This window comes from Lentzea flava (assembly GCF_014648475.1).
GTDB classification, from domain to species: domain Bacteria; phylum Actinomycetota; class Actinomycetes; order Mycobacteriales; family Pseudonocardiaceae; genus Lentzea; species Lentzea flava.
Map to the genome: position 1 here is coordinate 60289 of NZ_BMRE01000029.1, position 23730 is coordinate 84018.

19 protein-coding genes are annotated in these 23730 nt (G+C 69.1%); 7 read left to right on the forward strand and 12 right to left on the reverse strand.

Going from position 1 to position 23730, the window contains the following annotated elements; genetic code table 11:
- Positions 1-29 precede the first annotated feature (29 nt).
- The 4 genes from IEZ09_RS28230 (at position 30) to IEZ09_RS28245 (ending at position 3799) form a co-directional block, all read left to right on the forward strand.
- Positions 30-647, forward strand: a complete 618-nt coding sequence (locus tag IEZ09_RS28230; protein WP_189256807.1) for an RNA polymerase sigma factor — start codon at positions 30-32, stop codon at positions 645-647.
- Positions 625-1068 (forward strand): hypothetical protein, encoded by a 444-nt coding sequence (locus IEZ09_RS28235; protein ID WP_189256808.1) that lies wholly within the window; start codon positions 625-627, stop codon positions 1066-1068. The genes IEZ09_RS28230 and IEZ09_RS28235 overlap by 23 nt, the downstream gene beginning before the upstream one ends.
- A 101-nt stretch (positions 1069-1169) precedes the next feature.
- Complete coding sequence (locus tag IEZ09_RS28240) at positions 1170-1970, forward strand: SAM-dependent methyltransferase (RefSeq protein ID WP_189256809.1); 801 nt, start codon at positions 1170-1172, stop codon at positions 1968-1970.
- Complete coding sequence (locus IEZ09_RS28245; protein ID WP_189256810.1) at positions 1970-3799, forward strand: diguanylate cyclase domain-containing protein; 1830 nt, start codon at positions 1970-1972, stop codon at positions 3797-3799. The genes IEZ09_RS28240 and IEZ09_RS28245 overlap by 1 nt, the downstream gene beginning before the upstream one ends.
- A 43-nt stretch (positions 3800-3842) precedes the next feature.
- Here the strand turns inward: IEZ09_RS28245 and IEZ09_RS28250 are convergent, their stop codons facing one another.
- A complete protein-coding gene (locus IEZ09_RS28250) occupies positions 3843-4361 on the reverse strand; it encodes a snapalysin family zinc-dependent metalloprotease (RefSeq protein ID WP_229813023.1) in 519 nt (172 codons plus the stop codon).
- A gap of 254 nt (positions 4362-4615) precedes the next feature.
- Here IEZ09_RS28250 and IEZ09_RS28255 point away from each other — a divergent pair, with 254 nt between their 5' ends.
- Positions 4616-4888, forward strand: coding sequence for a hypothetical protein (locus IEZ09_RS28255; RefSeq protein WP_189256811.1), 273 nt, complete (start codon positions 4616-4618; stop codon positions 4886-4888).
- Positions 4889-4904: 16 nt separating this feature from the next.
- Here IEZ09_RS28255 and IEZ09_RS28260 read toward each other — a convergent pair whose 3' ends face one another.
- The 4 genes from IEZ09_RS28260 to IEZ09_RS28275 form a co-directional block, all read right to left on the reverse strand.
- On the reverse strand, positions 4905-5501 hold the full coding sequence (locus IEZ09_RS28260) for a GTP-binding protein (RefSeq protein WP_189256812.1): 597 nt from the start codon (positions 5499-5501) through the stop codon (positions 4905-4907).
- 17 nt (positions 5502-5518) lie between these two features.
- Entirely contained in the window at positions 5519-5941 is a 423-nt protein-coding gene (locus tag IEZ09_RS28265) for a roadblock/LC7 domain-containing protein (RefSeq protein ID WP_030468876.1), read from the reverse strand.
- Positions 5938-8709 carry a sensor histidine kinase gene (locus tag IEZ09_RS28270; RefSeq protein WP_229813024.1) on the reverse strand — a complete coding sequence of 924 codons (2772 nt, stop codon included), beginning with the start codon at positions 8707-8709 and terminating at the stop codon, positions 5938-5940. Before IEZ09_RS28270 ends, IEZ09_RS28265 begins: the two co-directional genes overlap by 4 nt.
- A gap of 219 nt (positions 8710-8928) precedes the next feature.
- On the reverse strand, positions 8929-9939 hold the full coding sequence (locus IEZ09_RS28275; protein ID WP_189256814.1) for an ABC transporter substrate-binding protein: 1011 nt from the start codon (positions 9937-9939) through the stop codon (positions 8929-8931).
- 175 nt (positions 9940-10114) lie between these two features.
- Here IEZ09_RS28275 and IEZ09_RS28280 point away from each other — a divergent pair, with 175 nt between their 5' ends.
- Together IEZ09_RS28280 and IEZ09_RS28285 are read left to right on the forward strand one after the other, a co-directional pair.
- A complete protein-coding gene (locus IEZ09_RS28280) occupies positions 10115-11284 on the forward strand; it encodes a 4-hydroxybenzoate 3-monooxygenase (protein WP_189256815.1) in 1170 nt (389 codons plus the stop codon).
- Between the two features lie 173 nt (positions 11285-11457).
- Positions 11458-12354, forward strand: a complete 897-nt coding sequence (locus tag IEZ09_RS28285; protein WP_189256816.1) for an IniB N-terminal domain-containing protein — start codon at positions 11458-11460, stop codon at positions 12352-12354.
- A 156-nt stretch (positions 12355-12510) separates the two neighbouring features.
- On the opposite strand, the gene IEZ09_RS28290 is transcribed toward IEZ09_RS28285, so the two are convergent.
- From IEZ09_RS28290 to IEZ09_RS28320, 7 genes are all read right to left on the reverse strand, one after another.
- Positions 12511-12921, reverse strand: coding sequence for a DUF5956 family protein (locus IEZ09_RS28290; RefSeq protein WP_189256817.1), 411 nt, complete (start codon positions 12919-12921; stop codon positions 12511-12513).
- A 7-nt stretch (positions 12922-12928) separates the two neighbouring features.
- Positions 12929-13726 (reverse strand): ABC transporter ATP-binding protein, encoded by a 798-nt coding sequence (locus tag IEZ09_RS28295; protein WP_189256818.1) that lies wholly within the window; start codon positions 13724-13726, stop codon positions 12929-12931.
- Positions 13710-14477, reverse strand: a complete 768-nt coding sequence (locus IEZ09_RS28300; protein WP_189256819.1) for an ABC transporter permease — start codon at positions 14475-14477, stop codon at positions 13710-13712. The genes IEZ09_RS28295 and IEZ09_RS28300 overlap by 17 nt, the downstream gene beginning before the upstream one ends.
- The gene (locus tag IEZ09_RS28305; protein ID WP_189256820.1) at positions 14474-15217 is read right to left on the reverse strand and encodes an ABC transporter permease; all 744 of its coding nucleotides are present in this window, start codon (positions 15215-15217) and stop codon (positions 14474-14476) included. Before IEZ09_RS28305 ends, IEZ09_RS28300 begins: the two co-directional genes overlap by 4 nt.
- Positions 15218-15298: 81 nt before the next feature.
- The gene (locus IEZ09_RS28310; protein ID WP_189256821.1) at positions 15299-18025 is read right to left on the reverse strand and encodes an nSTAND1 domain-containing NTPase; all 2727 of its coding nucleotides are present in this window, start codon (positions 18023-18025) and stop codon (positions 15299-15301) included.
- Positions 18026-18103: 78 nt separating this feature from the next.
- Complete coding sequence (locus tag IEZ09_RS28315; protein ID WP_189256822.1) at positions 18104-20821, reverse strand: nSTAND1 domain-containing NTPase; 2718 nt, start codon at positions 20819-20821, stop codon at positions 18104-18106.
- Positions 20822-20977: 156 nt separating this feature from the next.
- Positions 20978-23713 (reverse strand): nSTAND1 domain-containing NTPase, encoded by a 2736-nt coding sequence (locus IEZ09_RS28320; RefSeq protein ID WP_189256823.1) that lies wholly within the window; start codon positions 23711-23713, stop codon positions 20978-20980.
- Between the last annotated feature and the right edge of the window lie 17 nt (positions 23714-23730).

The window sequence follows — 23730 nt, forward strand, 5'->3', positions numbered from 1 at the left end:
TCCGCCAGGTGTGACCGCAAGGAGTCGACGTGACCGCAGGATCCCCGATCGCCGCGCTCGTGAGCGCGGCGGCCGAGGGCGACCAGTCGGCGTGGAACGAGATCGTGGACCGTTACACGCCCCTGGTGGTGTCGGTGATCTACAAGCACCGGCTGCGCCCCGCGGACGCGGCCGACGTGAACCAGACGCTGTGGCTTCGGCTCGTGGAGCAGATCGGACGGCTGCGCGAGCCCGAGGCACTGCCCGGCTGGATCATGACGACCACCCGCAACGAGTGTCTGCGCGTGCTGCGCGTGCAGCAGCGGACGCACCTGTACGACCCGTTGTCCGAGGCCGACGCGCTGGAGTCGGAGCAGCTGGACGCGGACGTGGAGGCGGACCTGCTGGCCGTGGAGCGGCGGCAGGCGTTGCGGGACGGTTTCGCCGAGCTCACCGACCAGTGCAAGCGGTTGCTGACGAAGCTGATGACCGATCCGCCGCCGAGCTACCAGGTCGTGAGCGAAGAGCTCGCGATGCCGGTCGGCAGCATCGGCCCGACGCGGATACGTTGCTTGGAGAAGTTGCGGAAAACCCCTGCGATCTCGGCGTTCCTGGGATCGTCGGCGACGAGAGGAGGTGTGCTGGGTGCGGCACGACTGGGACAGTGACGAAGTACTGCTCGACGCCCTGCGCGACGCGTTGAGCACACCTTCCGAGGAGGTTCCGCCGGAGTTCGTGGAAGCCGCGAAGGCCGCGTTCACCTGGCGGAACATCGACGAGGAGCTGCTCGCGATCACGTCGTACGACTCCGTGCTGGACGACACGCTGTTCGCCCGCGCGAGGTCCACGGCGACGGCGCGGCAGCTGATCTTCGACGCGGAGGGCGTGTCGTTGCAGGTGGAGGTGTCGGCGGCGGGAATCACCGGCCAGCTGATGCCCGCGTCGGGATCGGTCACGCTCGTGACGCCTTCCGGGGACCACGAGACGTCGGCCGTCGACGAACTCGGGATGTTCGTGATGGGTGCGGCACCGCGCGGACCGGTCAAGTTCCGTTTTTCGAACGGTTGCACCGATTGGTTCATCCTCTAGTCACCATTCGAGTGACAGGGGAATTCATTCGATCGGCCTACATCTGCGGCCAGTAGGGTTGTCGACGCTCAGAATTCGCATCATCGCGAGAGGTGTGTGCTGTGGTCGATCGAGTCAGCTGGGTTCCGGAAGGTGTCAACGTCGACGTTCCGAGTTCTGCCCGGATCTACGACTACCTCCTCGGCGGCGGGCACAACTTCGAAGCGGACCGCGAGACGGCAGAGGCTCTGATCAGGGTGCTGCCCGTGCGGGACATGGCCCGCCGCAACCGCGCGTACCTGCGCCGCGTCGTGCTCGAGCTGGCCGGTCTCGGCATCCGCCAGTTCCTGGACCTCGGCTCCGGCATCCCGACCGTGGGCAACGTGCACGAGGTGGCGCACGAGGTCGCGCCCGAGTCGAAGGTCGTCTACGTCGACTTCGAACCGGTCGCGATCACGCACGCCGAGCTGATGCTGGCCGACGAGCCGAACGTGACGGCGTTGCTCGCGGATCTGCGCGAGCCGGAGAAGGTCGTGGCCCAGGCGCGCGAACTCCTGGACTTCTCGCAGCCGGTCGGGCTTCTGGTCGTGGGCGTGCTGCAGTTCATCCCGGACTCCGACGACCCGTGGGGCGTGTTGTCCCGGTACGTGGAGGCGCTCTCGTCCGGTTCGTACCTCGCGCTGTCGCACTTCACCGCGGACAGCATGCCCGCGGCCATGGCCGCGGGTGAGGAGATCTTCGCCAGGACGGCCGAGCCGATCACCCCGCGCACCAAGGCCCAGGTGGCGGACATGATGGCCGGCACGGAGATCGTCGAGCCCGGCATCGTGTTCACGCCGGAGTGGCGGCCGGAAACGCCGGAGGACGTCGGCGCCGACCCGTCGAAGGCCAACATCTACGCCGCGGTGGGTCGTAAACCCTGATGACCACCTCGCCCCTCGCACAGCGCTGGGCGGCTGTTCTGATCGAGAGCGCGTACTCGCCGATGTCACGGCGAAAGCTGACGCAGCACCTCGAGGAGCACGCCGCCCGGTTGCGTGCTGGGCAGGAGGTCGAGGCGGTCGGCGCCTGGCTGGTGCGCAAGCGCTTCACCGGCCCCGACTCGTTGCGCCGCACGCTCGAGGTGCTGGCGCCGGAGTTCTCCGCCGACGTGCTGGGCGCGCTGGCGTCCGGGTACGTGCGGGCGACCCGCGACCAGCTGTTCGCCGAGCAGGAGAAGGTCAAGAACTCGTTGCTGAAGGCCGTGGAGGACGCGCAGCGCGACTCGCACGACAGCGAGGCCCGGTTCGCCCAGGTCTTCGCGTCGACGGCGGTGGGCATCGCGATCTTCGACCTGCAGGGCGGCGTGGTGGAGGCGAACGAGGCCCTGGCCACGATGCTGGGCCACGAGGAGATGCCCAAGGAGTTGTTCGCCGAGGCCGACGCGATGGCGCTGGCCGCGGCCTGCGACCGGATGCTCTCGTCCTCTGTGGACAGTGACAGGCGGGAGTGGCAGCTGACGCGCAACAACGGCGACACGGTGTGGGCGAACGTGGTGCTGTCCGTGCTGCGCGGGTCGGACGGGCTGCCGAAGTTCCACGTCGCGTTGATCGAGGACGTCACCGAACAGCGGATGCTGCAGGAGTGGCTGCGGCACCAGTCGTTGACCGACCTGCTGACCGGGCTGCCGAACCGCGCGTCGTTCACGGACAAGCTGGAGTCGGCGCTGGCGTCCGGCGAGCCGTACACACTGGGATACCTCGACGTCGACAGCCTGACGATCGTCAACGACGGTCTCGGCTACACCGCGGGCGACGCGGTGCTGGTGGAGGTCGCCCGGCGGTTGCGCGTGGTGCTGCCGGACGCCGTCGTGGCACGGGTCGGTGGCGACGAGTTCGTCGTGCTGATCCACGGGTCTCCGGACGTGGCCGCGCTGGCCACCATGATCGACGAGGAGCTGTCCGAGCCGGTCTACCTGGAGGGCGCGGGCGTCGCGGTGTCGACGTCGATCGGGTTCGTGCACGCGACCGGGCCCGGCGTGGACCCGACGGTGGTGCTGCGACGGGCGCACTCGACGTTGCGGCGCGCGGAAACCGGCGGCAAGAGACAGTGGGCGATCTACGACCACGAGGCCGACGTGGCCGACCGCGCGAGATTCGCCCGGATCGCGGCGATGCCCGGTGCCTTCGAGAACGGCGAGATCTCCGTGGATTACACGCCGGTGTCGTGGGTTTCGGGATCCCTGGCCTTCGTCGAGGCCTCGCTGCGGTGGGGCGCGTCCCGCCACGACGAGGTCGTGACCTATGCCGACGCTCTCGGCCTGGCTTCCCGCGTGGGCCAGATGGTGTTGCACGACGCGTGTTCGCGCGGGGAGCCGGTGCTGATCCGGTTGTCCCGCGACCAGTCACGGGATCCGGACCTGGCCGCGCACGTGCGCGCGAACCTGCGGGCCTGCGCCTTCCCGGCCTCGTCGTTGTTCCTGGCGCTGGACGTGCGCTCGATGCCCGACGCCGAGGAGAACCTCGACGTGTTGCACGACATGGGTGTCCACGTGCTGCTGCACGAGTTCGGCGGCGGCTTCGCCGGTTTGTCCACTGTGGACCGCAGTCCGGTGTGGGGCGTCCGGCTGGCCCACCCGCCCTCGGAACGGCTGGCGCGCCAGGGAATGGCGCTGATGGTGCCGCTGCTGCGGTCAGCCGGTGTGCACGTGATCGGCGGTCCTGGCGACCCGGACGAGCTCAAGGCGCTCGGCGTGGACCTGGTGGTGTCGTGAGTGGTTTTGGCCGCCGCCGACCAAAACCACTCACGAGCGTTCGTCAGGCAGCGTCCTCGACGGTGGCGAGGTCGGCCTTGGCGGTGCCGGCGAAGTTGCGCTCGACACGGGACTTCTCGGCGGCGTTCGGCACGGGGTTGGTGCACGAGACACCACCGGTCGAACCCGACATCAGGCTGGAGCACGGGCCGGGCTTCACGTCCGGCAGGCCCAGGATGTGCCCGATCTCGTGGGCGGCGATCCGGGTGATGTTGTACCCCTGGTCGATCGCCTGCTTGCCCATCCAGATCTTGCCGTTGCCGAGGGTGGTCGGCTGCGCCCGCGGCCAGCCGGGGTCCGCGACGATGGTGAAGTTCGCCCGCTCACCGGCGCGCGCCTTCCTCATCTGGACGTTCTTCACGTTGGAGTTCCACACCGCCGCGGCGGCCTCGATCTCCTTGTCGTACTGAGCCGCACCCGTGGAGTTGTAGAGAAGGGTGCGAGCAGCGTGTGCGGTGCCGACGAAGCCGGTTGACAGGGCGGCCGCGACAGCGAGCACAGCTGTTGTTTTGCGCAGGAACACAGGAATCTCCTCGCAATGCAGGGTGATTGCGCTTCGACTGTATCGCCGCAGCGTTGGCGCACAAGAAGAGTCAAGTGTCAAACAACCCTGGCACGGTCCAGAAACTTCGTAGGGCAATCCCCTCCGTGCTGCGGTTTCCCGCTCCACCGCCACGAACAGACCGCCGCCAGAAGAGGGGTATAACTGTTGACGTCGTCCGGATCTGATGGTCCGGAAGGGCGTCACCGATGTGAGGCGAACGGACCGATGAGGCAATGACGTACCCGCCCGGCTACGCCGAAGAGCGAATCCAGATCCTGAGCGCGGTGTGCCGGGCCGCGGACTCCTACGCCGAAATCGCGGGCATCATCGCCACTTCGGCGAACGAGGACGTTGCCCTGGCGGCACTCCGGGAAAGGCTCGGCACGACCGAGCCGGGCGCGCGAGCGGTGCTGGAGATGCAGTTCCGCAGGCTCATGCCCGGCCACCGCGAACGGCTGCGTTCCGAGCTGGAGGAATGGCGGAGCCAGGTCGAACGGGACCGGTGAGCCCGGTCCCGCGACCTCAGGCGAAAGAAGGCTGCCGCAACGCGTGCTCCACCAACGCGATGAGGATCTGCTTCGTCGACTGCCGGTTCCGCGCGTCGCACGGGATGATCGGCACCGAGGACGGGATCGTCAGCGCGTCCCGCACCTCCTCCGCCCGGTGGTGCATCAGGCCGTCGAAGCAGTTCACCGCGATCACGTACGGCAGATCGCGGTCCTCGAAGAAGTCGATGGGCGCGAACGCCTCGTCGATCCGGCGCGTGTCGACCAGCACCACGGCACCGATGGCGCCGCGGACCAGGTCGTCCCACATGAACCAGAACCTGTGCTGCCCCGGCGTGCCGAACAGGTACAGGATCAGGTCCTTGTCCAGGTGCAGCCGGCCGAAGTCCATGGCCACCGTGGTGGTGACCTTGTCGGGGACGGCCGAGAGGTCGTCCACACCGACCGACGCCTGGGTCATGACGGCCTCGGTGGTCAACGGGGTGATCTCGGAGACCGAACCGACGAACGTCGTCTTGCCGACGCCGAACCCACCCGCGACGACGATCTTCGCCGACGTCGCGTTCAGGTCGACCCCAGGTGACCCCGGACGACCCGGAGCACCTCTGCTCATGGGGAACTTCTCTCTACTCAGGCTCGCATGGAAACGTGCAGCTGGGCACGGATCTCCGGCGTCAACTGGAGACCGACCCGCTCCACCAGCCGGGTCATCGCGTAACCGATGAGCCCGATGTCGCAGTTGGGCGCGGCGAGCACGGCGAGGCAGGACCCGTCGCTGATGGACATCAGGAAAAGATAGCCCCGTTCCATCTCCACGACAGTCTGCTTCACCTCACCCGCCTCGAAGCAACGCGCCGCGCCGAGGTTCAGCGAAACCAGGCCGGAGGACACTGCGGCCAGCTGTTCCGCGCGGTCGTGCGGGAGGCGGTCCGACGAGGCGAGCAGCAGACCGTCCGCCGAGACGACGATCGCGTGCGCGACACCGGCGACCCTGCTGACGAAGTCCTCGACCAGCCAGCTGAAGTTGTCCAGTTCCTCAGTCGCGGTGGTCACTGGTGTTCCCTTTCTGCGATCACGGGGATGCCGCCGACGGCCGAGTCGAAGAGCGACTCACGGCCGAGCTGGACACCCTTCTGGTACGTGGCGAACCGCTGCCGGAGCCGTTCCGCGGAACGGCCTGCGGTCCCGGCAGTCGCCAGCTGGGGAACGGGTGACGACGGTTTCGGCGTGGAGCCCGGTACGAGACGCGCCTTCGGGACGCGCTTGGGCAGGCCGTTCTCCGTCGTCTGCGCGGGCACGCTGCTCTCCAGCGCCCCAGCGGCACGCCAGCCCTCGTCTGCCGATCCCCAGTCGGACTCGGCGAAGTCGGCGACCGCGCGCGGCACCGCCGTTGGTGCCTCGGACTTCGAAGGTTCGGACGAACGCTGCCGCTTGGGCAGGCCGTTCACCGTGGAAGGTTCTGACCCGGTGTCCGGCTCCGCTGCCGGAACGTCCTTTGTGGAATCAACCGCCGGCCGCTGCGGCGCGGCCGCCGGAGTCTGGAACCACCGCGACAGGCTGTCGGCGGAGATCTCCTCGACGTCGTCGGAGATGGCGGGGAAGATCTCGGTCGCCGGATCCGCGGGTCGTGCGGGTTCCGCCGGCCGCTCCATCGGCGGCTCGTAGGAGTAACCGTCCTCAGCGGACACTTCGGTCGGCTCGACGCGCGCGGTGAACAGGCCGTCAGCGGACGTCTGCTCGATGCGGTGCCGGCCGGAGGGCTCGTCGGCAGCGGCGGACGGCAGCACGACCGGGTACTCGGGCGTCCACTTCGGAACGCCGGCGAGGCCCTCGCCCGTCGCCTCGACGGGCGTGGCCGCGGGCGGCAGCGGCAGCGCGGGCGGCGCTCCCTTGTGCAGCAACGAGATCGGCAGGATCACCTGGGCGGTGACACCGCCCTCGATGTCGTCGTTGTTCGCGAGCGTCACGCGGATCTCGTGGCGCTTCGCGAGCTGGCCGACCACGTACAGGCCCATCTCGCGGGCGACGGAGACGTCGACCTCAGGCGGATCCGCGAGCTTCGCGTTGGCCTCGGCGATGTCGTCCTCCTGCATGCCGACACCGCGGTCGTGGATGCGGATCGCGACCTCGCCCTTGCGGGTCTCGATCGTGCGCACGGTGACCTTGGTGGTGGGCTTGGAGAACGCCGTCGCGTTGTCGAGCAGCTCGGCGATGAGGTGCGCGAGGTCGTTGACCACGCGGCCCTGCACCATCATGTCCGGCGTCGGCGCGATCTGGACGCGCGCGTACTTCTCGACCTCGGACACCGCGGCGCCGAGCACCTCGGCGATCGCGACCGGGCGGGTGACGCGGCGGTTGACCGTCGTGCCGGAGAGGACCAGCAGGTTCTCGCTGTTGCGGCGCATCTGCGTCGCGAGGTGGTCGAGCTCGAACAGCGACGCCAGGTGGTCGGGGTCCTGCTCGTCCTGCTCGAGCCGGTCGATCACGCTGATCTGGCGTTCCACCAACGCCTGCGAGCGCCGCGACAGGTTGATGAACATGTCGTTGACGTTCGCGCGCAGTGCCACCTGCTCGACGGCGAGGCGGACGGCTTCGCGCTGCACCAGGTCGAACGCCCGCGCGACCTGGCCGACCTCCTCTGTCGTGTTGAGCGGCACCGGGACGATCGCCTCTTCCGCGGCGCGTTCCGGGTCGCGGTGCGAACGGATGCGGCGAATGGCTTCCGGCAGCTGGTTGCGGGCGACGTCGAGCGCGCTGCGGCGGAGGATGCGCAGCGGCCGAAGCATCGACTGCGCGACCATCGCCATCAGGCCGAACGCGACGATCAGCGACGCGGCGACGAGTGCGGCGTCGCGCCACGCGTCCGTGCGCGCCTGGGCCGCGAGCCGGGTCGTCGTGCTGTCGGCCTGGCTCTCCAGGTCACCGGCCAGCTCGTGCACCAGGTTGGCGGTGTCCTCACCGATCTTGAGGACCTCGGCGTCCGTGATGGACACCGGCTTGCCCTCGGCGTCCTGCGCGAGCGCGAGCTTCACGAGCCGGTTGCGCCCGTCGACCGCGGAACCGGACACCTTGTCCTGGAACTTCTGCCGGTTCGCCGTGGAGGCGACGTCGTTGAACTCGTTGAACGCCGCGTCCAACCGGGACTGCGCTGCCCGCAGCTCGTCCGCGGCACCGGGCGCGAAACCCCGGCGCAGCGCGGTGGACGTCAGGATCGAGTTCTGCTGGCCGACCTGTTCCTGCGCCTGGTACAGCGCCTGCGCGGCGGCGACCAGCGGAACGATCTCCGGTTCGCTCAGGCTCGAGATCGCGGCGCGGTGCACCTGGCCGAGCGAGGCGATGATCTGGTTGTAGGCACCGATCACGGCCATGTCCGGGTACTTCGTGGTCAGGATCGTGTTGCGCAAGCTCGCCAGGCCGTCCAGCGACTGCAGCGACTTGCCGAAAGCTTCCTGCAGAGGCGCGCTCAACGCGGTCGTCGTGGCGCCCGTGTCCCGGTACTTGCCCAGTTGGGTGTCGGTGGCGCCGGTGCGGCCGGCGTGCTCGGGGCACGCGTTCTGCCTGCCGGCGGCAACACACTGCACCGCCCAGTCGCGCTCGACCTGGAGCGCGTTCTCCACCTTCGCGGCCTGGTGGCTGACGGCGAGCTCGCGCTGGACGGTGCTGAACAGCTCCACGTCGTCGAGCTGGGTGTTCAGGCGCAGGCCCGCGAGAGTCGCGGTGCTCAGAGCCGGAACCAACAACACCACCGCGAGCTTGCTCCGCAACCGCCAGTTGCGTAGGCGGAACCGGTCGATGCCTCGCTGGTCCTCACGACCGCGCACCGTCAACACTCCCCGCCCCGTTTAATAGCTGCAAACCTGGTGGATCTTGGTGTAAAACGCACGGCTCTCATACCGCCGTTCGGACGACAAAAACTCGTTCCAGAATCAACAACTGACAGTAGGACGGCTAAATGGCCTCTGCTCGATAATTCGTCCGGCGGAAACAACAGGCGCGGGCGGCCGTGATCACGGCGCGATCACAGCCGCCCGCGCCGTTCGTCAACTACCGGAGGGCTGGATGAGCATCGGCTTGACGTCGAGCTCCTTGTCCAGCAGCCCGTACCGCTGCATCAGCTGCGTGACCCGCTGCAGCCGGGTCGCGTCGAGCGAGGTCGGGAAGGCACCGAAGTGGACGAGAGCTGCGGTTTCCTTGTCGACCTTGGCGTACTCGACGAGCAGCGGCTCCACCGTGGGGCGGTCGGCGGCGTCGGCCTGGCCCTTGGCGATCGCGCGCTGGAACGCGGCCACCGTCTTGGGGTTGTTCTTGGCGAACTCACCGCTGGTCGCGTAGCCCGCGATCGGGATGTTGTCGGTCGGGCCGGAGGCCGCGTCGAGGATCTTGACCTGGCCGGCGGCACGCTGGGCACGCGTGATGAACGGCTCGACCATGAACGCCGCGTCGACGGTCTTGTTCGCGACCGCCGCCTGCATGTCCGGGAACGGCATCTCCTTGAACGTGACCGACTTCGGGTCGACGTTCGCCGCCTCCAGCGTCGCCTTCGCGGTCAGCTCGGCGATGTTCTTGAACGTGTTGATCGCGATGGTCTTGCCCGCCAGGTCCTTGGGGCTCTTGATGGCCGAGTCACCGGCGGCCAGGATCAGGAACATGTCGGGTTTGGCCTGGTAGCCGTCGGCGATGAGCTTGATCCCGTCGACCGCCTTGGCCGCGTCCTTCGACTGGGCGGCGAAGAACGAGACCCAGTTGCCGAACGTCATGTCCAGCTCTTTGTTGATCAGGCCGGGGATCGCCTGAGCACCACCCTGGATCACCTTGAGCTCGACCTCGAGGCCCTCCTGCGCGAAGTAGCCCTTCTGCTTGGCCACGTGCACGGATGCCACGTCGAGGATCGGAAGGACGCCCAGGGTGATCTTGGCCTTCTCGACCTGGCCGTTCGAGTTGGCCGCGGGCGTCTGCTCTTTGCCGCCGAGCAGTCCACAGCTCGCCACGGTGGCGAGCAGCGTGGCGAGGGCGATGCCACGGACGGCGATGCGGCGGACTCTTCGAGTCATCGGGAGCACTCTCCTGTCGGAGCGGTGTCGTCGTTGCGGGGAATGCGCGACGGTCAACCACTCAGAGTAATGATGCTGCTCCAAAAGACCCCAGTTGACCGACACACGCAGGTTCCAGTCCACTACCTGCGGTGAGCATCTAAGCACAGCAGGTCTAGGGCGAGGAGAACCCCAGTTGAAGCGCTCCGTTGCCGTCGTCGGCGCCGGGCCGGCCGGTCTGACCTTGGCAAACCTGATCCAGCAGTCAGGTATCGACTGCGTCGTGCTGGAAAAGGCCAGTCGCACTCACGTGGAAACCCGGCCACGCGCGGGAGTCCTGGAACATCGCTCTGTAACCATGCTCGAGTCGCACGGACTCGCCGATCGTTTGCTGATGGAAGCAGACCGTCACGGAACGTGTGAATTCCGCGTGAGCGGACAGGCGTTCCAGGTGGCGTACAGCGATCTGTACGGAGGCCGGCAGCACTACGTCTACCCGCAGCAGGAAGTGGTCAAAGACCTCATCGCGGCATTCCTCGACGCCGGTGGCGACATCCGGTTCTCGGTCAGCGACGTGGAGCTGGCCGACCTCACGTCGTCACGACCGTCCGTGAGCTGGACCAGCGCGGACGGGGTCCGCTCGACCGTCACGTGCGACTTCGTCGCCGGGTGCGACGGATTCCACGGCGTCTGCCGCCCGTCCATTCCTGACGGAGTGCTGACGGAATTCACCCATCAGCACGGGATCGAGTGGCTGGCGATTCTTGCCGAGGCCCCTCCGTCCACTAAAGCCATCATTTATGCATTGCACGAGGATGGTTTCGCCGGCCACATGCTGCGGTCGCCGACCGTTTCTCGCTTCTACCTCCAGGTGCCCGTCGGAACCAAAGCCTCGGATTGGTCCGACGAACAGGTGTGGGAGGCACTCCACAAAAGATTCGCACTGCACGGTTCGACGTGGTCGCTGACCGAGGGCAAGATCATCGAAAAGCGCGTTCTCGACATGCGCAGCCACGTGGTGGAGCCGATGTCGTACGGCCGGCTGTACCTGCTGGGTGACGCAGCCCACATCATCACGCCGGTCGGCGCCAAGGGCATGAACCTCGCGATGAACGACGCCGCAACGCTCTCACATGCACTGACGGACTTCTACGCGACCGGTTCGGAGACCGGCCTCAAGACCTACTCCGACGACTGCCTGCGCCGGGTCTGGCGGGCGCAGGAGTTCTCGCAGTGGATGGTGAACATGATCCACACCGACGTGGGCTCGCCCTTCTTCGGACGCTTGGCGCAAGCACGACTGGAGCACCTGGCCGAGTCGGCCGCGTACCGCGCGAGCTTCGCGGAGAACTACGTCGGCCCCTGAGGGCACAATCTCCCCCTATGGGGTGACTCCCGGGCTCCCCTAACGAGTGAGGCCAACCCCCTAGGGGCCAGCTTTCGTCACGATCTGGGGCCAACTCCCGATGCCGGGGGATGTCGATCATCCATACGGTTCAACACGACATCCCCCGATTCAGCTACAGGAGCTTGAGTCCCATGCAGCAGACCACGCCCGCCGAGCCCACCACGGTGCAGACCGGCCAGACCACCGTGCAGAGCGGTGACACCACGGTGCAGACCGGTGGCACGACCGTGGAGACCGGTGGCACGACCGTGCAGGCCGCGGAGCCGACCACGCTGCACGACTTCACCCTCGGCCTGCTGACCGACCTGGACGCCCGTGAGGCGTTCCAGCAGGACCCGCTGGGCTGCCTGGAGGCCGCGGGCCTGAGCGACATCACCGCGGGCGACGTGCACGACATCCTGCCGCTGGTGCTCGACGCCGCGTCCGTGCCGAACGTCGAGGGAATCGAGGACATCCTCGGCGGCACCGAGCTGCCCGCCGTCGACAGCCTGCTGCAGATCGCGGGCACCGTCGAGGGCGTCACCGGCGTCACCGACATCGCCGCCCCCTCGGCCATCACCGCGCTGGTCTCGGACTTCTCCGGCCTGGGCGACGTGTCCGGCACCCTCGACTCCGTCGTGTCCACGGTTCCGCAGGCCACCGACGTCGTCTCCAACGTCTCCGACATCGCGACGCACAACGTCACCAAGGTGACCGACGTCGTCGACGTCCACGGCATCCACAACACCGCCGACGTGCTGGTCAAGGACCTCGACGCCGACGTGCTGGTGAAGGACGTCGCCGACACCGACGTGCTGGTCAAGAACGTCCTGAACTCGGCGGACGTCGTCGACGTCAACAACGTCGCCGACGTCGCGCACGTGACCGACAACGCCCTGCACGTGACCGACAACGTCGTGCAGAACGTCGCTCAGGTCGGCGACGTGCACCACGACCTCGGCCAGGTCATCGGCGACGTGAAGGTCGGCGACCTCGACCTCCTCGACGGTGGCATCGGCAACCACAACAACGTGGACGTCCACTTCTGATCGTTCTGCCATCTGCTCTCGTCGAGCAGTCACGGGGGGAACGGAAGGCGGGTGCTCGGCTCTGCCCCCGAGCGCGGGTGCCCGCCTCCCCCACGTCGCACAGCCGAGCCCCGGACCGCGCCGGTCCGGAGCTCGGCTGTTTTGTCATCGCTTCCGTCAGGTCGCGTCGTAGAGCGCGGCCACGCCTCGCTCCATGGCCTCCCGGACGCGCAGCAGGTCCACCGGGGACCCGTGGGCCCCACCAGGGTCGACCGCGCGCCAGACGTCGGACGGCGTGGTCCCGACCGGCAGGTCCAGGTACCACGCGAAACCGCGCGGCCGTGGCGGCACACCGGCTTCCACCAGGTACGAGTTGACGAACGTGTCGATGACGTCCTGGTCCGGGTGCATCGGAGCGGGCGTGCGCACCACCCGGCGCGGGCCGGCCACCCACGCCAGGAGAAGCTGGTAGCCGTTGTCCGGCAACGCGAGCAGCCGCCGCCCTTCCAGCAGCACCACCCTGTTCCGCCCGCCGGACACCTCGGTCGGTTCCGCGTCGACGACGAGGAACCGGTTCCAGTCGGTCATCCGGGAATCAGGACGAGACGGTCTCGCTCAGCGACTCGCGCTCGGCGGCAGCCCACTTCTCCACGTCCATCGTGGGCTTGCCGACGTTGAGCAGGCGCGCCACCTTCGACCGCAGTTCCACGAAGGCCTCGTCGGTCCGCGTCGTCACCTGGTCGCGTTCGGCGGGCAACGGCACCTCCAGATCGGCCACCAGCCGGGCGGGAGAGCCCGAGAGCACCAGGATGCGGTCCCCCAGGTACACCGACTCGTCGATGTCGTGCGTGACCACGAGAACGGTCGTGTCGTGCTCACGACGCACGCGGAGCAACAGGTCCTCCAGCTCGAACCGGGTCTGCGCGTCCACCGAGGCGAACGGCTCGTCCATCAACAACAACGAAGGCCGGTACGCCAGAGCGCGCGCGATCGCCACACGCTGCTGCATGCCACCGGAAAGCTGCCAGGGCCGCTTGCGAGCCGCCCCGCCGAGCCCCACCCACTCCAGCGCCTCGGCGGCCCGTGCGCGGCGTTCGGCGCGCGGCAGCGACCGCAGCGGGAACTCGACGTTGCCCTGGACGCTCAGCCACGGGAACAGCGAACGCGAGTAGTCCTGGAACACCACGGCGAGATGCGAGCCGTGCAGGGACACGTCGCCGCGCGACGGCGCGACGAGCCCCGAGATCGTGCGCAGCAGCGTGGACTTGCCACACCCCGACGGTCCCACCACGCACACCAGCTCGCCGGCGCGCACGGTGAACGACAGACCACCGATGGCCTCGTGGTCGCCGTAGGTGTGGCCCAGGTCGGCCACCTCAAGCATGTTGCTCATCACGACTCCTCGGTTGCCACGCCAACGCCCTGCGTTCCACCGCCAGCAGCGCGGTGTTGAGTCCGTAGCCGAGCACGCCCAGCAGGACGATCCCGGCCCACATGCGCGTGTAGTCGAACTCGCGCTGTGCCTGCATGAGCTGCGAGCCGATGCCGTTGTCGGTGCCCACGAGCTCGGAGATCACCATCAGCACCAGCGAGAGCGACAACGAGACCCGCAGCCCGGCGAAGATCTTGGGTGAGGCGGCGGGCAGGACCACGCCGAGAACCCATTGCCAGCGCGGGATCCGGAAGACCGCGGAAGTGTCCACTTTGGTCACGTCGACGGAACGGGCACCGTCCACGCTGTTCAGCAGCACCGGCCACACGACACCGAAGACGATCGTCGCGAGCTGCATCGACGTGCCCGCCTTGAACAGCAGCAGGAACACCGGCACCAGCGCGGGCGGCGGGATCGAGCGCAGGAACACGAGCAGCGGTCCCGCGTACTCCATGGCCCGGTCGGACCGGCCCAGCACCAGCCCGAGCGACACGCCGATCACGCCGGCGATCACCCAGCCCGACAGCAGCCGCACCACCGACGGCACGACGTGGCCGGTGAAGTTCGCCGGCTCCAGCACCCACCACTCGTTGGCCGCGGTGACGATCTTCGACGGCGGTGGGAAGAACGGGTCGTCGGCGAGCCAGCCGAGCACCTGCCACACCACGACCAGGCCGGCAAACACGGTCCACCGCTGCAGGAACTTGGTCACCAGGCCACCCACCGGCGGCGGACGCGTTCCAGGCCGTTGTTGAGCAGGACACCGATCGTGCCCGCGACCACGGTGCCGACCAGCACCTGGTCCATCCGGCCCGGTCCGCTGCGAGCCTCCATGATGAAGTAGCCGATGCCGATCTGGCTGCCGGCCATGAGCTCGACGCTCACCATCACGATCAACGCCGTCGTCGCCGCGAGCCGGATTCCGGTGAGGACGAACGGCAACGCGCTGGGCAGCGCCACGAGGAACAGGACGCCCATCCGGCCGGTGCCGAAAACCCTTGCCGTGTCGACGAGCAGCGGGTCCAGTTCGTCGAGGGCGTAAATGGTGTTGAAGAGGATCGGCCACAGTGCCGCGTAGACCGCCAGCGTGATCTTCGTTTCCGGACCGAAGCCCAGCATCACCAGCGCGAGCGGAATCAGTGCCACAGAAGGGATCGGGCGCAGGAACTCGATGACCGCGCGCGTCGCGTGACGAACGGCGGGGACGCTGCCGAGGACCAGTCCACTCGGCACGGCGATGGCGACGGCGATCACGATCGCGATCAGAAGTGCCAGGACCGTTGCCACGACATGACTGATGAAGCTCGGCGAGGTCAGTTGCGTGACCAGCTCACCGACCACGACGGACGGTGGCGGAAGCGCGTGTGCGGGTATGAAGGGAGATCGTCCTACGAGCTCCCAGAGCACGAGGAACCCGGCGATGCCGAGAAGTCCCCTTGTGAACGCACGCACTCGGTCACCCTAGAGAGTGGATCTCCCGTTCACAATGCGTGCTTGCCCAACTCCAGGTTGTTTCCCACACATCGCCGCGCTTCAGCAGACCCTGACGCGCTCCACTTCGCCGAAGCTCTTCACCCATTCGGAGTCCGAGAGCCGCGCGCCGTCTTTTTCACACATCTTCTTGATGATCCGGCCGCTGTCGAGGAGGTACGGCAGCAGTTCGGGGTTGTCGCCGCCCGCGCGGACGAGGAAGTCGCCGTACTGCGGCCGGTACACCGGTTGCGTGTCGTGACCGTGCCCCGTCACGTACACGAGCCGGTCCGCAGGACGCCCTGACGTGTAGAGCTGTTGCACCTCGAAGACGTTGTCACGCACGACGGCCACGCGGCCGTCGTCGGAGAACGTCACGCGGGCGCCCGCGCGCATCACGCTGTCGATCGTCGCGCGCAGCACGGGCGACTCGCTGGGCACCCGCTGCCACACCTGGACGATGCCCTCCGGCGAGTGCTCCACGGCGAGCCAGCGGCCGTCGCTGCTGTAGGTGAGGCCGCGGACGTAGACGGGCTGGACCAACGGTGGCGACGCGGCCTCGAAGGTGCCGCCGACGTGCCAGAACTCGATGGTCGTCGTGCCCTTCGCGGCGTCCCACACCGCGGTGGCGAGCTCGCGGCCGTCGTAGTTCAGCGCCACGCTGCCCGCGGCGCGCACCGGCATCGGCAGCCGGCGGGGCTGCTTCGGGTCGCTCACGTCGAGCAGCACGCCCGGCTCGTTGTCGTCCGGCGTCGGGAGGCCCTGCTCGACGTCACCGATCCTGCCGACGATCCGCGAGCCGTCCGCGCTGATGTCCAGCGTGCGGAACCGGTCCTGCAACGGGCCGAGGTAGGTGATGTCGTTGGCGCTGTTGACGTTCCACAGGTGCTGACGGCCGGTGCCGTCCTGCGTGACCGCACGGTGTTCGGCGAGCTTCACGACCCGGTGACGGTCGAAGAACCGCTTGCCGGACACCGCGCCGTCCTCGTCGAGGCTCCACATGCGGTCCGTGCCGTCCTCGTCGGTCACCGCGGCCAGCTCACCGCGCGGCGCGACCTGCACGGCGGCGTTGTCGGCCGGCGTGCCGGTGAACGGGATCCTGCGCGTCACCGCGTTCGCCAGCCGCAGCATCCGCTCGGCCTCCGGCGACGGGTTGACCTTGTAGCCGACCAGCGCGTACTTGTCCGCGTACGGCCGGCGCTGCTCCATCAGCGCGGCGGACTCGGAGATCGCCTTGCTGCCCAGCTCCCTGTCGTGCAGCTCGGTGATCTTGCGCTCGCTGGCCAGCGCGTAGATGACGGAACCGGGCACGAGCGCGGCGAGCACCGCCATCACCGCGATCAACGCGGTCGAGCGCCGGGTCTCGCGTTTGGCGCTCATGTCGACGAACCGGCGTTCCTGCGCCGTCAGGAACTCGCCGAGCTCCTTGGCCTTGCGCAGCCGCGCGCCCCGGTAGAGGGCCAGCGGGTCGCGGTCGCTCGCCTCCCACAGCTCGATCGCCGTGACGAGCTGCTGGTGCGTGCGGAGCTTCTCGCGTTCGGAGTCGATCCACCCGGTGAGCCTCGGCCAGCGCAGCACCGCGTCGTGGGCGAGCTCGACGCCGTCCTCGGTCAGCGTCACGAGCCTCGCTTCGGCGAGCAGGCCGAGCAGGTGCGGGTCGATGTCGAGCGTGCGGGTCCTGCGCTGCACCATTCCGTTGCGCTGCAGGGAGACGAGCCTCAGGAAGACGCTCTTCACCGCCGCCTGCTCGGCGCCGGTGAGGCCGTCGAAGAACGTGTTCGCCGCCCGTGCGACGACGTGCTCGATGCCACCGGCCTCCTCGAACCCGGACTGCGACAGCGTCATGCCGCGCTTGCGCCGCCAGGTCTCCACCAGTGCCTGCTGCACCAGGGGCAGCGCGTGCTGGTTGGCGGCGTCCGCGACCAGTCTGGCGATCACCGCGGTCTCGACGGTGGCGCCGATCTTGGCGGCGGGCTCGGTGATCGCGCGGCGCAGCTGGTCCGCGCTCATCGGCTCGATGACGATCTCGGTGCCGCTCAGGCCGAGCGCGCGGCACCGGTCGCGGTGGTCGGCGCGGACCGCGACGACGACGTGGGGGCAGCGGGTGAGGGCGGTGACGAAGTCGTGCTGGTCGAGCGCTTTCTCGACGTCGTCGACGAGGAGGATGAGGCCGGGGCGGTGCTGGCGGATCCGGAGCCGGAGGTGGTCGGGGTCCTGCCTGAACTCGGAGGCCAGCTGCTGCGGCGTCGTGTTCTCGAAGACCTCGGAGAGGGCGTGGGCGAGATCGTCGAGCGCGTTGTCCTTCGGCGTGATCACGACGGCGTCGTCCAGGGCGGGCTTCAGGCCGGCGTGGAGGAGGGAGGTCCGGCCGGACCCGGAGGGGCCGACGAGAACGGTGAGCGGTCGCGCCCTGACCGACTCGACGACCTGTTCGACGAGGCACTCGCGGCCGAAGAACCTCTTCGCGTCGTTCTCCCCGAACGGTTCACCGCCCGGGTACGGTGCGTCAGACTGTGGTGGCAGTGCGTGTTCGGCGGCGAGCTCACGCCAGCGCTTGGCCCACGGCGCGGGATCGCCCTCACACGCCCGGACGAACGCGAGCGTCAGCGCCAGGGACGGCAGTTTCCTGCCGCCCGCCGCGTCGGACAACGCGGTGGGCGAGTAGTTCGCTCGCCTGGCCAGCTCGCGATAGCTCGGTTTGCCTGCCTGGTCACGCAGTCTGCGCAGGTCACCGGCGAACCGCAGCAACGCGGTGTCCTCAGGACCCAGCGGTCGTTCCCCTCGTGGCATGCCGCCTCCCGGCCGGATTGTCCACCAGAGGTTCGCCCGGCGTCTAACGGCCCGCTAACCATCCGCAGGACCTGCTGGTCAGTTCCGGCAGGGCGGGGTGAAGGCGAGGTCGCCGAAGTAACGCTCCCACTCCTCCCGGTTCATCCGCGGGTAGGCCTGCTCGCAGATCCGGACCGCCGGATCCCGCGGATCGACGTTCCACAACCGCACCGCCCGATCCGCACCGCCGGTCACCACCTCGTCGCCCTTCGGCGTCAGCCCCACCGCCGCCACGGGCCCGGCGTGCCCGCGCAGCAGCGCCTGCTCGACGGGTTCGGGGCCGTCCCCGAGCCGCCACAGCCGCACGAGACCGTCGTCGGTGGCGACCGCGGCGCTGCCGGTGCCGAGCCACGCCGAGGTGACCTCGCCGCCACCGGACGGGATCTCCGCGCGCAGCACCGGGTCGCGCGGGTCCGTGACGTCCCAGAGGTGGACGGCGGTGGTGGCGGTCGTCATGAGGAGGTTGCGGCCGCCGAACTGGGCGTTGCCCGCGAACTCCTTGGTCAGGGAGAGGAGTTTGGCGTCGTGCGGGTCGGTGATGTCGACGAGGTGGACGGCACGGCCGGTGGTGACGGCGGCGAGGACGGTGCCGTCGGAGCGGAAAGCCACGCCCGCCAACGGTCCCAGGCCGAGCTCCGCGGTGGTGAGGAGCCTCGGGCGTTCGCGGCGCAGGTCGGTCCAGAAGCTCAGGACGCCGTCGTTGCCGGTGGTGACGAGGGTGGTGCCCTGCCAGGCGACGGCCGCGGCACGGGTGGGCAGGACCGCCAGTTCGCGGGGTTTGCCGAGGGAGACGTCGACGACGTGGACGGCGCCGTCCTCACCGGCGGAGGCGATCAGGCCGCCGGTCGAGTCCATCGCGAGCGATGTGACGGCGCCGGAATGCCTTGCGGCCACGTGGAAAGCGCGCGGGGACGGCAGGTCGTCGAGGTCCGTCAGCACCACCGTGCCGTCGCGGTGACCGGTGGCGACCTGTTGCTGCGTCGAGCCCACGACCAGTGCGGTCACCTCGGACTCGGCGTCGCGGAGCACCTGGAACGGGACGTCCTCCTGACGCAAACCGTTGCGCGCCTGGGACAACGGCACGAGCTGGTAGGCGGCGAGCGCGACCTGCTGGGCCAGGCCGGGGTTGGTGGACCGCAGCGCCGCCGCCTCGCCGACCGCCTTCAGCACCACCGCCGTCGCGCGTTGCTCGTCGGCGGTTCTGCTGGCCTGCAAGGCGAACACGGTCGAGCTGGCGGCGATGACGATCAGGGCGGCCAGCGCGGCGAGCAGCTGGCGCTGGCGGCGGGTGCGTCTTCGCGCGCTCACCGAGACCTCCTCCTCGGCGGCGAGGCTCGCGGCGAGGAACGCGCGTTCCCTGGAGTTCAGCGACAGTCCGGCGGGAACGGTGGTGAGCCGGCGGCCGCGGAACAACGCGCCGGGGTCGCGGTCGAGGGACTCCCAGGTCTGCGTGGCGTGCGTGAGTTCGCGCTGTGCCTTGATGTTCTCGCGCTCCTGCTCGATCCACTCGCCGAACGCGGGCCAGCTGCGGATCAACGCCTCGTGCGCCAGTTCGACGCCGTCGCGGTCGATCACGACGAGCCTGGCCGCGGCCAGCGCGAGCAGCACGTCCTCATCGGCCTCGAGCTCGTCGGAGTGCGCACGGCGTTTCGTGTCCTCTTCGGTCACGAGCCGCAGGAGGATCCGTTTCGCCTGCGCCTGCTGCCGGGACGTGAAGCCGTCGAAGACCTCCTGCGCGGTGCGGGCGACGGCGTGTTCGAGACCGCCGACCTGCTCGTAGCCCGCGAGCGTCAACGTCATGCCGCGCCGGTGCTGCCAGGTCTCCGCCAGCGCGTGGGACAGCAGCGGCAGCACGGCGGCCTGGCCCACCGCGTCGGCCATCAGCCGCGCCAGCAACGCCGTCTCGACCTTGGCACCGGCGACGGCGGCCGGTTCGGTGATGGCGAGGCGCAGCTCGTCCGGCGTCATCGCGCCGACCATGACCTGACCGCCGCTGAGCGCCTCGACCAGCTCGGGGTACTGCGCGCAGTGGCCGTAGTAATCGGCGCGCACGCCGATGACGACCTTCGTGCAGTTCGTCAGTGCCGAGATGAGCCACGTGCGCAGTTCTTCGCTGCGGCACAACGTGAACAGCTCCTCGAACTGGTCCACGACCACGAGGTGCTCGTGCCTGCGGCGCAGTGCCGCCGGATCACGCAGCTCGTCGGCGAGCTCGACCGCGTCCGCGCCGGTGAGCCGGGCGAGCGCGAGCGCGCACTCCTCCACGGGATCCGCGCCGGGCGTGAACAACAGGACGGGCCCACGCGTGCGGGCGATGAGACCGGCCCGCAGCAACGACGACTTCCCCACCCCGGACGGCCCGAACACACCGGTGAAGCGGTGCTTCGTGGCCAGCAGCTCCGCCGTCAACCGCTCGCGCCCGAAGAACTTCGGCGCGTCGTCGGGCTGGAACATGGCCAGCCCGACGTACGGACTGTCGCTGCCCCCGTGCGGTTCGGTCTCCGCGACCGCACGCCACCGCCGCTCCCACTCCTCCGGGTCGGCGTCGCAGGCCTTGGCGTACGCCTTCGTCACCGCGAGCGACGGCAGCTTCCGCCCGCCCGCCGCCTCCGACAGCGCCGCGGCCGAGTAGTGCGCCCGCCGGCTCAGCTCCCGGTAGGTGGGGCTGCCCGCCCGCTCCCGCAGCCGGCGCAGATCCGCCGCGAACTGCAGGAGACCGCTCTCGCCCTCGTCGAGAGGGCGTTCCCGTCTCGGCATCCCGTCATTGTTCAGAGAACTTTGTTCAGCGGCCAACGCCTGACCGTGAACAACCCGTTCGCCCTAACGTCGACAGACGCGAGAAACCCCGGTGCTCGCGCCCCGAACCGGCGCCGGAGTGGCTGTGGGTGGCCTCCCCCAGGTGCCACCCACAGTTCAGCAGACCGGCACCCGCTCAACCTCGGGCAAGTACCTCGCCCAGTCCTGGTCGGGCAGCTCCGCACCGCCGAGACACAGATTCCGGACCACCTCGTTGACGTCCGTGCGCAGCAGCCAGATGTTCCCCTCCGTCAGCGCGACGAACCCGTACGGCGGCGACCAGTGGTCGACCGCGGTGATGTTGTCCGGGAAGTTCTCGAACCCCGCGATCCGCACGGGCCTGCCCCGCTGCGCCAGGTCCCAGACGTGCACCGCGCGGTCCGTGCCCAGCAGCACCTGGCGGCCGTCGGGCGAGAACTCGATCATGGGCTCGGCGTTGGGCTGAGTGGGGATGTCGGCCTGCACCACCGGATTCGCGGGATCGGTGACGTCCCAGACCTGGACCTGCCCCAGCGACAAGCTGGCCACGAGGACGAACCTGCCGTCCGCGCTGAACCGGCGCGGTTCGAAGGTCCCCGGCGCCGTGGACTCGTACACCCGGTGCGCCGCATCGCCGTCGATCCGCCAGATTTCGGTGGATCCGCCGTTGATCCGCGACACGACCACGATGCGGCCGTCCGGCGACATGCGCAGCGACAACGGTGGCTTGTCGCCGGGGACGGCGATCTCCCGCAGCTCGCTGGTGCCGACGTACCGCCAGATCTTGGCCCCGTAGCCGTCGATGGGCCTGTCGGTCGTGACCACGCCCGCGATGGTGTCCACCGTGCTGTTCGCCGACAGGCCGTTTCCGAAGTACGAGCTGGCCGGAACGCGGGCGAGTGTGCGCGGACTGGACGGGTTGGTGATGTCCTGCAGCTCGGCACCCCGCTCCGTGGCGACGATCGCGCGCCGGTCATCGTCACTGACGACGAGCGGCCGTCCGACGATGGTGCCGTGTGACGAGTCGATGCCGTGTGAACGGAGGTTGTGAAGCGACGTGACGAAGCTCAGCTCCTGAAAGGTGCCGAAGAGGCTGCCGCCGTCGAGCTTGGTGAAGCGGCTTCCCGCCCACGTCGAGTTCAGCCGCTCGCGCCGTGTCGTCGCGTCGACGGTGAGCAGCGCGTCACGGGTCGCTTCGGTCGGCGCGACCTTGTACGCCGCGAGCGCGAGCCGGATCGCCTCCCCCGAATCGGTCGGCAGCAACGCCATCCGCCGTGCCACGTCGGCGGCACTTCCCGCCACTGCGACATCCCGTTGCCGGGACGCCTCGCTGGACCGGTCGATCGCGAACACGACAGTGCCCGCGAGCAGCAGAACCAGCACGGACAGCACAGCCACGACCACGCGGGTGCGGCGGGCGCGGCGGCGGCCGTCGGCCTGGCTCGCGGTGAGGAAGGCGCGTTCGGGTTCGGTGAGCGAGCCGGGGTCCAGCTCGCTCGCCTGGGCCAGCCGCACGCCCTTGTAGAGGAGGTCGCGGTCGCCGTCCCACTCCGCGGCGGCCTCGGTGAGCTGGTGGTGCACGCGCAGCGCGTTGCGGTCCTCGGCGATCCAGTCGCGCAGCCGCGGCCAGGACCGGATCAACGCCTCGTGGGTGAGCTCGGCGTGCTGTTCGGTGAGCGTGACGAGCCGGGCGGCGGCGAGGTGTTCGAGCACCTCGGCGTCGAGATCCTCACGGGCGGCGCGGCGTTTCGTGTCCTCGGTGCCCTCGCCGAGCGCGATGAGGCGCAGGAAGATGCGGCGAGCGGTGTGCTGTTGATCTTCCGTGAGCTCGGAGTAGACGGCCTCCGCCGTGCGGGCGATGGCGTGTTCGACGCCGCCCGCCTCCTCGTACCCGGCGAGCGTCAGCGTCATGCCGCGGCGGCGGTGCCAGGTCTCGACCAACGCGTGCTGCACCAGCGGAAGCGCGGCCGCCTGGCCCGCCACGTCGGCAACGAGGCGGGTGACGAGCGCGGACTCGACGGTGGCGCCGACGCGCTGGGCGGGTTCGATGATGGCGCGGCGGAGTTCGTCGGTGGTCATCGGTCCGACGAGGAGCTGGCTGCCCTCGAGCGCCTCGACGAGCTCCGGATGCCGGCCGATGTGACCGTAGAAGTCCGCGCGCACACCGATGACCACGTGCGGTGCGCCGACCAGGGCCCGCACGAACCAGTCGCGTTGCTCCGCGCCGCAGAGCGTGAAGATCTCCTCGAACTGGTCGACGACCAGCACCAGGTCGTGTTGCTGGGCGAGCAGCCCGAGCGCGGCCGGGTCCGCGAGCTCCGCGCGCAGGGCCACGGCGGACTGACCGGTCGCCTGGGCGATGCGAACCGCGCACTCGTCGAGCGGGTGCACGCCGGGCGTGAAGATCAGTGCGCGGTCGAGTTTCGGCAGCAGTCCCGCGCGCAGCAGCGACGACTTGCCGGAGCCGCTCGCGCCGAAGACACCGACGAGCCGGCGTTTCCCGACCAGGTCGACGAGCTTCGCCGTGAGCTTCTCCCGGCCGAAGAACCGGTCGGCGTCCTCCTTCTGGAACGCCTTGAGGCCCACGTACGGCGCCTCACCCGTGGGATCGGGCGGAGCGGCGATCGACCGCCACCGCTGTTCCCACTCCTGCTCGTCGCCGTCGCAGGCCTTGACGTAGGCCAGGGTGACGGCGAGCGACGGCAGCTTCTTGCCACCCGCGGCATCGGACAGCGTGGCCGCCGAGTAATGCGCGCGTGAGGCCAAGGCCCGGTACGACGGTTTGCCCGCCTTGTCGCGCAACTTGCGCAGATCGGCCGCGAACCGGCCGAGTTCCGTGTCTTCGCTGTCCAGCGGACGTTCGGTGCGTGGCATGTCGGTCTCCCCCTGTG